8 protein-coding genes are annotated in these 8,916 nt (G+C 71.9%); 5 read left to right on the forward strand and 3 right to left on the reverse strand.

Features of this window, described 5'->3' with window-relative positions:
• Positions 1-101: 101 nt before the first annotated feature.
• Positions 102-1,223, forward strand: coding sequence for an alpha/beta hydrolase family protein (locus ACWDU4_RS18635; RefSeq protein ID WP_450115396.1), 1,122 nt, complete (start codon positions 102-104; stop codon positions 1,221-1,223).
• 138 nt (positions 1,224-1,361) lie between these two features.
• Here the strand turns inward: ACWDU4_RS18635 and purD are convergent, their stop codons facing one another.
• From purD to ACWDU4_RS18650, 3 genes are read right to left on the reverse strand one after another with little or no spacing between them, the layout of a single operon-like run.
• A complete protein-coding gene (gene purD, locus ACWDU4_RS18640) occupies positions 1,362-2,612 on the reverse strand; it encodes a phosphoribosylamine--glycine ligase (protein ID WP_450115397.1) in 1,251 nt (416 codons plus the stop codon).
• Positions 2,613-2,622: 10 nt separating this feature from the next.
• Positions 2,623-4,812: a glycosyltransferase family 39 protein gene (locus ACWDU4_RS18645; protein ID WP_450115398.1), complete on the reverse strand. Its 2,190-nt coding sequence runs from the start codon at positions 4,810-4,812 to the stop codon at positions 2,623-2,625.
• Positions 4,809-6,059 carry a glycosyltransferase gene (locus ACWDU4_RS18650; RefSeq protein ID WP_450115399.1) on the reverse strand — a complete coding sequence of 417 codons (1,251 nt, stop codon included), beginning with the start codon at positions 6,057-6,059 and terminating at the stop codon, positions 4,809-4,811. Before ACWDU4_RS18650 ends, ACWDU4_RS18645 begins: the two co-directional genes overlap by 4 nt.
• Before the next feature lie 102 nt (positions 6,060-6,161).
• On the opposite strand from ACWDU4_RS18650, the gene ACWDU4_RS18655 reads away from it, so the two are divergent.
• The 4 genes from ACWDU4_RS18655 to ACWDU4_RS18670 all read left to right on the forward strand — a co-directional run bounded on the left by ACWDU4_RS18655 (position 6,162) and on the right by ACWDU4_RS18670 (position 8,804).
• Positions 6,162-7,244 carry a DNA polymerase III subunit beta family protein gene (locus ACWDU4_RS18655; protein WP_450115400.1) on the forward strand — a complete coding sequence of 361 codons (1,083 nt, stop codon included), beginning with the start codon at positions 6,162-6,164 and terminating at the stop codon, positions 7,242-7,244.
• Positions 7,241-7,750, forward strand: coding sequence for a hypothetical protein (locus ACWDU4_RS18660; protein ID WP_450115401.1), 510 nt, complete (start codon positions 7,241-7,243; stop codon positions 7,748-7,750). The genes ACWDU4_RS18655 and ACWDU4_RS18660 overlap by 4 nt, the downstream gene beginning before the upstream one ends.
• Positions 7,751-7,838: 88 nt before the next feature.
• Positions 7,839-8,339 carry a thioesterase family protein gene (locus ACWDU4_RS18665; protein WP_450115402.1) on the forward strand — a complete coding sequence of 167 codons (501 nt, stop codon included), beginning with the start codon at positions 7,839-7,841 and terminating at the stop codon, positions 8,337-8,339.
• 39 nt (positions 8,340-8,378) lie between these two features.
• Complete coding sequence (locus tag ACWDU4_RS18670; protein WP_450115403.1) at positions 8,379-8,804, forward strand: HIT family protein; 426 nt, start codon at positions 8,379-8,381, stop codon at positions 8,802-8,804.
• Positions 8,805-8,916: the final 112 nt, after the last annotated feature.

Raw genomic sequence — 8,916 nt, forward strand, 5'->3', positions numbered from 1 at the left:
TCGCGTTCGAGGCATGAATCTCGGGAAACGACGCACCCCACGGCCGGGAGCGGCGTCACTAAGGTCGGGCAACGAGTACCGTCCCCGACCGAAAGGCCACCATGCCCAGAGCCACCCGACGCACCGCGGCCGCGGTCGCCGCCGCACTCGTGACCACGTTCGGCGCCGCCACCGGCGCCGGGCCCGCCGCGGCCGACCCGGCAGGCATCGTTGTCGAGAGCGCTCCGGCCGGTCCTGCGTCGGAAGTGCCGGGCGCGGCCGAGGCCCGCACCTTCACGTACCGGACCGCGGGGGCCGGCGGCCTGTCCGGAGGCATGGTGTTCGAACCCGAAGGCACCCCGCCGCAGGGCGGTTGGCCGATCGTCGCATGGGCGCACGGCACCGTCGGGATGGCCGACGGGGACGCGCCGTCGCGCAACGGGGTGAACTACCCCATCTATCGCACGCTGTTCGGGGACTGGCTCGACCGCGGATTCCTGGTGGTGGCGACCGACTACGCGGGTCTCGGAACCCCTGGCCTGCACCCGTACCTGGACGCCGACGTGGCTGCACGCAACGTCGTCGACTCGGTGCGAGCCGCCCGGGAGCTGTACCCGGCGGCGGCGTCGCGGTGGGCCGTCGCGGGCCAGTCGCAGGGCGGGCATGCGGCCCTCGCGACCGCAACGCGCGCCGAATCCCTGGCTCCCGAACTGGATTTCCGCGGCACCTTCGCCAGCGGGGCGCCGACCAACCTGGACCGCCTGGCCGCCCTCGCCGGACCCGACTTCCCGAACCTGCGGCTCGACGGACTGACCCTGTACCTCGCGTACATCGCTGCCGGACTGCGCGAATCCCGGCCCGACCTCGACCTGAATCAGTACCTGACGCCACTCGGCCGGGACCTGGTCGACGCCGCCGACACCACCCCACTCGCACAGTTCAAACCGCGCGCGAACGCGATGTCGGTCGGCAGCATGTTCGTGCGGTCACTGGCCGGCACGCCCGTCCCGCAGGCGCTGACGGACTATCTCGGGGTTTCCCCGTACGGCTTCGACCGTCCGGTCATGCTGGTGCAGGGGCTCAGCGATCGGGTCGTTCCGCCTGCGTTGGGCCTGTTGTTCGCGGCCGAACTCACGGTGGCCGGCCAGCAGTACCAGCTCGAACTGCCGTCCGCCGGGCACGTCGACGGCCTCGAACAGTCGATCCCCGAAGCGGGCGCCTTCCTCGAACGCATCCTCCGCTGACCACCTCCCCGTACCCCCCACCCGGCGACTGAACGGAAGCGTTCACTCGATCAGATCGACTGAATGTTCCGTTCACTCGCCGGGGCAGTCGGGCTCCGGACGCCCCTGGGACCGGGCGGGGTCGGACGACGGGCGGGATCAGATGCTGATGCGACCCTCGACGGCGGCGAGGCCGATGTCGGTGCGGAAGTGCCCGCCGGGCAGCTTGATCGCGTCGAGCCTGGCGTAGGCGTCGGCGCGGGCGCCCTCGAGGTCCGCGCCGGTTCCGACGACGCTGAGCACCCGGCCGCCGGCCGACACGACCGCACCGTCCGCGACCTTGGTCCCGGCGTGCAGGACACCTTCGCCCTCGGCGCCGACGATCTTGTCACCGGTGCGCGGGGTGCCCGGGTAGTTCTCCGCGGCCAGCACCACGGTGACGGCGGCGCCGTCCCGCCAGCGCAGCGGCGGCAGCGACGCGAGGGTGCCGGTCGCGGTCGCGTTCAGCGCCTCGCCGAGCGGCGACTCGAGCAGCGCCAGCACGGCCTGCGTCTCGGGATCACCGAAGCGGCAGTTGAACTCGACGACGGCCGGGCCCTCCTTGCCGATGGCCAGGCCGGCGTACAGCAGGCCGGAGAAACCGCTGCCCCGTGCGACCAGTTCGGCCGCGACCGGCTTGACGACGTCCTCGACGATCGCGGTGACGGTCTCGGCAGGCAGCCACGGCAGCGGGGTGTAGGCACCCATGCCGCCGGTGTTCGGGCCGGTGTCGCCGTCGCCGACGCGCTTGTGGTCCTGCGCGGGCAGCAGCGGCACCACGGTCTCGCCGTCAACGAGGCAGAACAGGGAGACCTCGGGGCCGTCGAGGAACGACTCGAGCAGCACCGGGTGCCCGTGCTCGAGGATGTCGGCGGCATGCGCGCGGGCGGCGGCCCGGTCCGTGGTGACGACGACGCCCTTGCCCGCGGCGAGCCCGTCGTCCTTGACGACCCAGTTCGGGCCGAACCGGTCGAGTGCCTCGTCCAGCGTGGCCGGGTTGTCGACGACCTCGCTGTGCGCGGTCTTCACCCCGGCGGTGGCCATGACGTCCTTGGCGAACGCCTTGGAGCCTTCGATCCGGGCTGCGTCGGCGGACGGCCCGAAGCAGGCGATGCCCGCCGCCCGCACGGCGTCGGCGACACCGGCGACCAGCGGCACCTCCGGTCCGATCACCACCAGATCGGCCTCGACCTGCCTGGCGAGGGCGACGACGGCCTCACCGGAGGCCGCGTCCACCGGGTGCTGCTCGGCGATCTTCGCGGTGCCGGCGTTGCCGGGAGCCGCGAAGAGCGCCGTCACGCCCGGATCACGGGACAGGGCGAGCAGAAGGGCATGTTCACGGGCTCCGGAGCCGATAACGAGTACGCGCACGGACCTCAGACTACGTTCCGGTCTGCCCGGTCGGCGCGGTCAGGTCGTACAGCGTGACCCCGTCGACGGTGCTGGAGGTGAAGTTCTGCGTCACCCATTGCGTGATTTCCGACGCCGTACCGCTGCCGCCCATGCCGCCGCCCATGCCGCCGCCGGCGATGAAGTAGTGGACCTTCCCCTCGTCGACGTACTGCTGGAACTGCTGCAGGGTCGGTGACGGGTCACTGCCGTTGAACCCGCCGATCGGCATCACCGGCCGCTGGGTGGCCAGCTGGTAGCCCGATGCGCTGTTGGAGCCGATCGCGGCGGCGACCCAGGTGTAGCGGTCGGCGCCGTCGGTCAGCAGCGCGGTCAGTTCGTCGCTCGGCCGGCTGCCGCCCAGCAGCCCACCGGCCGCGCCGCCACCCATGCCGCCGGGCATCTCTCCCGTCGGCAGGCCGCCGGGCGCCTGCGCGAAGCCGTCCTGGCCGACGCCGGGCGCCTGCCCAATACCGCCGGGCATCTGCCCCATACCGCCGGGCGCCTGGCCCATCGCACCGGGCATCTGCCCGCCCATCCGCTGTCCGGCGGCGCGACCGTCTGCACCGCCCGGACCGCCACGGCCACCGAAGCCCATGCCCCCGGTGTTCGGGCCGGCGGAGACGATCGAGCCCGTGTGCGGGGTCGCGATGGTGTGGACGGCGTACGCGGTGGGCCCGGCCAGTCCCGCGAGCAGGGCGGCGACCGCGACTCCGGCGGCGAGTCGGCCGGTCAGCCGGGGCAGCAGCAACCCGGCTGCGGCGACCACACCGACGACGAGCACCACCCAGCGCAGCCAGGGCACGAAGGTTGCGCTGCGGCCGAGCAGCTCCCACGACCACACTGCGGTGACGAGCATCGTGACGGCGGAGGTCACGCGCACCCACAACAGGTCGCGGTGGCGCCAGGCGGTGACCGCGCCGGCACCGACGAGCGCGCCGATCATCGGCGCCAGCGCCACGGTGTAGTAGGCGTGGAAGATGCCGGCCATGAAGCTGAACACCAGTCCCGTGGTCAGCAGCCAGGACCCGAACAGCACGAACGTGGCGCGCTTGCTGTCGGTGCGGGCGAGCCTGCCCCGCAACACGATTCCGAGGACGCCCAGGATCAGCGCGGCCGGGATCAGCCACGCGATCTGCCCGCCCTGAGCGGAGTCGAACATGCGGGTGATGCCGGTGCTCCCCCACATGCCGCCACCGCCTCCGGGGCCTCCGGGCGGCATCCCGCCGGGCATCCCGCCGGGCACCGCACCCGCCGCCGTCTCGGCCATCGTGCCGCCCTGGCCGGCGCCCAGCCCCTGGACGGCACCGCCGTCGCGGCCGGGGGTGACGCTGCCGCGCTCGTTGCCGTTGAGGCGGCCGAGTCCGTTGTAGCCGAGGGTCAGTTCGAGGATCGAGTTCTCCTGCGAGCCACCGATCCACGGCCGCGAGTCGGCGGGCCACAGTTCGACGGTGAGCAGCCACCAGCCGGCGGAGACCACCATCGCGGCCAGCGCCGCGAACAGCTGCGCGATCCGCTTGCCGAGCTTCGGCGGGCCGAACAGCAGGTAGGTCAGCGCCAGCGGGGGCACCACCAGCATCACCTGCAGTTGCTTGGTCAGGAAACCGAACCCGACGAAGACGCCGGTGAGCACGAGCCAGCGGGTGCGTCCGTCCTCGATCGCGCGCAGCAGGGCCCACGCGGCGGCGAGCGTCAGCAGCACGAGAAGCGCGTCGGGATTGTTGAACCGGAACATCAGCGCGGCGACGGGAGTCACCGCGAGCACCAGCCCGGCGAGCAGGCCCGCACCCGCGCCGAAGCGGCGGCGGACGATCGCCCAGAGCAGCGCGACCGACGCGACACCCATCAGCACCTGCGGCACCAGGATCGACCACGAGTTCAGGCCGAACGCCCGCACCGACAGTTCCATGATCCACAGCGACGCGGGGGGCTTGTCGACGGTGATGGAGTTCGCGGCGTCCGAGGAGCCGAAGAAGAACGCCTTCCACGACACCGAACCCGCCTGCACGGCCGCGGAGTAGAAGGAGTTGGCCCAGCCGGAGGCACCGAGGTTCCACAGGTAGGCGACGGCGGTGCCGATCAGCAGGGCCGCGAGCGCCCACGGCTCCCAGCGCGACCGGGGTCGCGGTGCGGGGGCGTCGGGGACCACCGGTTCGTGGTCGAGTACGGAGGTTGTGGTCACTGGTCGACTCCCTGGGGCTGACTGCGGAACGTGTTGGGGTGCCGGAACACCCACCGGAGGGCAACGAAACGAGACACGGTGGCAACGAGATTCGCGACGACGAGGACCGCGAGCTCCACGTGTCGGGACGCGCCGGGCGCCCAGTGGTGCAGGACAAACAGGGAGCCGCTGGTGAGCAGCAGTCCGAACGCGAACACGGCGAGACCCTGCAATTGATGGCGGGCCGCGCCTTCGGATCCGCGGATGCCGAACGTGAACGCGCGATTGGCCGCGGTGTTGAGGACGGCGGTGATCAGCAGCGCCGTGAAGTTCGCGGCCTGCGCGCCGAGCGCCGAGTGCAGCATCAGGTACAGCACCATGTACGCGAGTGTCGACCCGATGCCGACGACGCCGAACCGCACCAGCTGCCCGACCATCCCGTGCGGGACCCCCGCGACGAGGGGCTCGCGGCCGAGGCTGGTGCGCAGCGCGGCCACGGGCAGTTTGCCGGTGGCCAGCGCCCGCCCGACCCGGACCACACCCTTGAGATCGGCGACGGCGGTCGCGACGATGTCGACGGTGCTGTCGGGGTCGTCCACCCAGTCGACGGGAACCTCGTGGATCCGCAGCCCGACGCGTTCGGCGAGGACCAGCAGTTCGGTGTCGAAGAACCAGCCGGTGTCCTCCACGAGCGGCAGCAGCTGGCGCGCGACATCGGTGCGCATCGCCTTGAAACCGCACTGGGCGTCGGAGAACCTGGCGCGCAACGCGCCACGGAGGATCAGGTTGTAGCAGCGGGAGATCACCTCCCGCTTCGGTCCGCGCACCACCCGCGACGAGCGCGAGAGCCGGGAGCCGATCGCGAGATCGGAGTGCCCCGACACCAGCGGCGCCACCAACGGCAGCAGCGCGTTGAGGTCGGTCGACAGGTCGACATCCATGTAGGCGACGACCTGCGCGTCGGACGCGCTCCACACCGTCCGCAGGGCGCGGCCGCGGCCCTTCTCGTCGAGGTGCACCACCCGCACGTTGTCGAATTCGGCGGCGAGCCGGTTCGCGACGGCGAGGGTGGTGTCGGTGCTCGCGTTGTCCGCGACCGTGATCCGGCTCGGGTAGGGCATCGCGTCGGCCAGGTGCCGGTGCAGTCCACGAACACAGCGGTCGAGGTCGCGTTCCTCGTTGTAGACCGGGACGACCACGTCGAGCGTCACCGTGCCTGCGGCCGGCATCGGCAGCTGCGGGTCGCGGCGAACGAGAGACTTCGTCATGGCAGCAACGGTGACGGCCGAACCTGCGCCCTCGCTGGACCGTGACTGGCAGTTTCCTGTGCGCCTTGACCTTCGGGTTACCTGAAGCCCGATGATGACCGGGTGTCACATGCCGAACTGATCACCATCGGGGTCTTCGCCCGGTCGAGCGGGCTGACCCCGAGCGCGCTGCGCTTCTACGCGGATTCGGGTCTGTTGCAGCCCGCCGAGGTCGATGCGGCGTCGGGCTACCGCTACTACACCCGCGACCAACTCGACCGTGCCGTGACGATCCGCCGGCTGCGCGAGATCGACATGCCGCTCGAGAAGATCGTGGAGGTCCTCGATGCCGGCCCCGAGGAGGCCGCCGTCCTGATCGACCGACACGTGGACGCCCTCGCCGAGCAGGTGCATCGGGCCCGGCGGACAGCCGCCGAGGTGCGCGGGGGTCTCGGCCGCACCGGCGGGCCGCTGCCGGTGGCGACGGTGCCCGGCCCGGTCCTCGCGACGGCCGTCGAGCAGGTCCTCGCGGCCACCGCACACGAGCCGGACCATCCGGTGCTGGGCGGAGTCCGGCTCGAGGCATCCGCCGCGTGCCTGGTGCTGACCGCGACCGACCGCTACCGGCTCTCGACGCGGACGGTGGCGCTCGATCCGCCCTGCCGGATGGACTGGGCGGGCACCCTCGACGGCGACGACCTGCGCCTGGCCCTTCCGTGGACGCGACGCCGGACCGTCGTGGAGTTGGCCGCCGACCGCCACGGCCTGCACCTGCGCGCCGACGGCGACACCCGGCACTGCCGCCTGCTGGCCGACCCCTTCCCCGACCACCGCGCGATGCTCGACGCGCTCGCCCCGGTCGTCACGCGGGCCGTCGTGCCCCGGAACGCGCTGGTGCACGCCCTCGAACGGCAACGCGGCCGTCGTGTGCTGCTGCGGGTGTCGGGATCGGCGGTGGCGGTGTCGACACCCGACGCGGCCGGGAGCCCGGTCGTCGTCGCCGCCGGTGTCCACGGACCCGAGGCGGAGATCACCTTCGAGATCACCACGCTTCATCCGGCGGTCGCGACCGCGGTCGGGCCCGACCTGATGCTCGACATCGCGGCAGCCGACCAGCCCGTCCTCGTCCGCTCGGCCGACGACGGGGATCTGACCACCGTGGCGATGCCCGTCCGCCCGACCCCCGACGAAGGAGACGACACATGAGCGCACCGAATCCGACCGACGACAGCACCATGGACGCGATCGCCGCGGCGACGACCGTCGGCCGGGGCGGCGATCCCGACACCGCCCGCACCCAACTGCTGGCGCTGTGGGCGCGGATCACGCCGACCGGGGACGCGCTGCACCGCTGCACGCTGGCCCACTACCTCGCCGATCTGTACCCGGACCCGGCACAGGCCCTGATCTGGGACGTCCGGGCACTCGATGCGGCGGCGGCGCTCACCGACGAGCGCACGCAGCGCCACCATCCGGGACTGCGGGTGGCCGGCTTCTACCCGTCGCTGCACCTGAACATCGCGGACAATCTCCGCAGGCTCGGATCGTTCGACGCGGCCCGCGAGCACGTCGACGCCGGACGCGGGAGCGCGCACGCGCTCGCCGACGACGAGTACGGCGCCGTGTTGCGTCGCGCGCTCGACGAGGTCGAGGACGCGGTGCGGCAGCGGTCGACGACCCCGCGCCCGAGTGCGCCCGGCCGGGCGGGCTGACGGCACGGGACTGCCATCGCGGCCGCGCTGTCCCGCTCGGCGGGAATCGGCCACGATGCGGACCGGTCGAATTCCTAGCATTCGCGTCATGACCGAGGCCTCGTCCGTCCCCACCACCGCGGGCCCGTGCCGGAGTTTCGAGGCCACCGTTCGCGACGACTGGATCGACGTCAACGGCCACATGAACGCCCAGTTCTTCGGGCTGCTGATCTACGACGCGCACGCCCGGTTCACGGATCTCATCGGTCTCGGGGACGACTACGTCGAGCGGACGCGGTTCGGCAAGGTGGTTGTCGAAAGCCACATCACCTACGAGCACGAACTGCGGCTCGGCGAATCGGTCGGCGTGGACTCCTGGTTGCTCGGAGTCGACGACAAGCGAGCGCACTTCTTCCACGAACTTCGGTCGCTGGCCTCCGGTCGACGCGTCGCCACGGGCGAGCAGTTGGACCTGCACTTCGACCTGCGGTCTCGTCGGGTGGCGCCGTTCCCGGCGGATGCCCGGGCCAGGCTCGCGCAGTTGTCGGCGGTGCAGTGTTCCGCCGGGGTCCCGGCCGGAACCGGACGCACCCCGGGCGTTCGGGCCTGAGGATCTCCCCGTCACGGGGCGGGGCGCATAATCGCAGCCATGGCATCCGTGTTCAGCATGATCATCGCCGGCGACCTGCCGGGCCGGTTCGTCTGGGAGGACGAGGACGTCGTCGCCTTCCTGACCATCAACCCGATCACCCAGGGGCACACCCTGGTGGTTCCGCGCGCCGAGATCGACCAGTGGCAGGACCTCGACGGCGAGGTGTTCGCGGAGTGCTCGCGCGTCGCGCAGATCATCGGCCAGGCCGTGCGGAAGGGCTTCGATGCGCCCCGCGCCGGCCTGCTGATCGCCGGCCTGGAGGTGCCGCACCTGCACCTGCACGTGTTCCCGGCGTACAGCCTGGGCGACTTCAACATCTCCGGTGCCGACCCGAACCCGTCGCCCGAGTCCCTCGACGAGGCGCAGGCCACGATCAAGGCGGCCCTGCGCGACCTCGGCCACGACGCGAACGTCCCCGCCTGACCGAAGCGTCCGATCCCCGCCCGTGCCCCTCGTCCGGCCCGCAGATCCCGCCGGTCCCCGGCATGAACGGAACCATTCAGTCGATCTACTCGACTGAATGCTTCCGTTCATG

The sequence above is a fragment of the Rhodococcus sp. NPDC003348 genome, from assembly GCF_053589375.1.

Coding starts and splice junctions, on each gene's coding strand:
- ACWDU4_RS18660 (WP_450115401.1), top strand. CDS start 7,241: ATGAGCGCACCGAATCCGACCGACGACAGCACCATGGACGCGATCGCC.
- ACWDU4_RS18650 (WP_450115399.1), bottom strand. CDS start 6,059: ATGACGAAGTCTCTCGTTCGCCGCGACCCGCAGCTGCCGATGCCGGCC.
- ACWDU4_RS18635 (WP_450115396.1), top strand. CDS start 102: ATGCCCAGAGCCACCCGACGCACCGCGGCCGCGGTCGCCGCCGCACTC.
- ACWDU4_RS18670 (WP_450115403.1), top strand. CDS start 8,379: ATGGCATCCGTGTTCAGCATGATCATCGCCGGCGACCTGCCGGGCCGG.
- ACWDU4_RS18665 (WP_450115402.1), top strand. CDS start 7,839: ATGACCGAGGCCTCGTCCGTCCCCACCACCGCGGGCCCGTGCCGGAGT.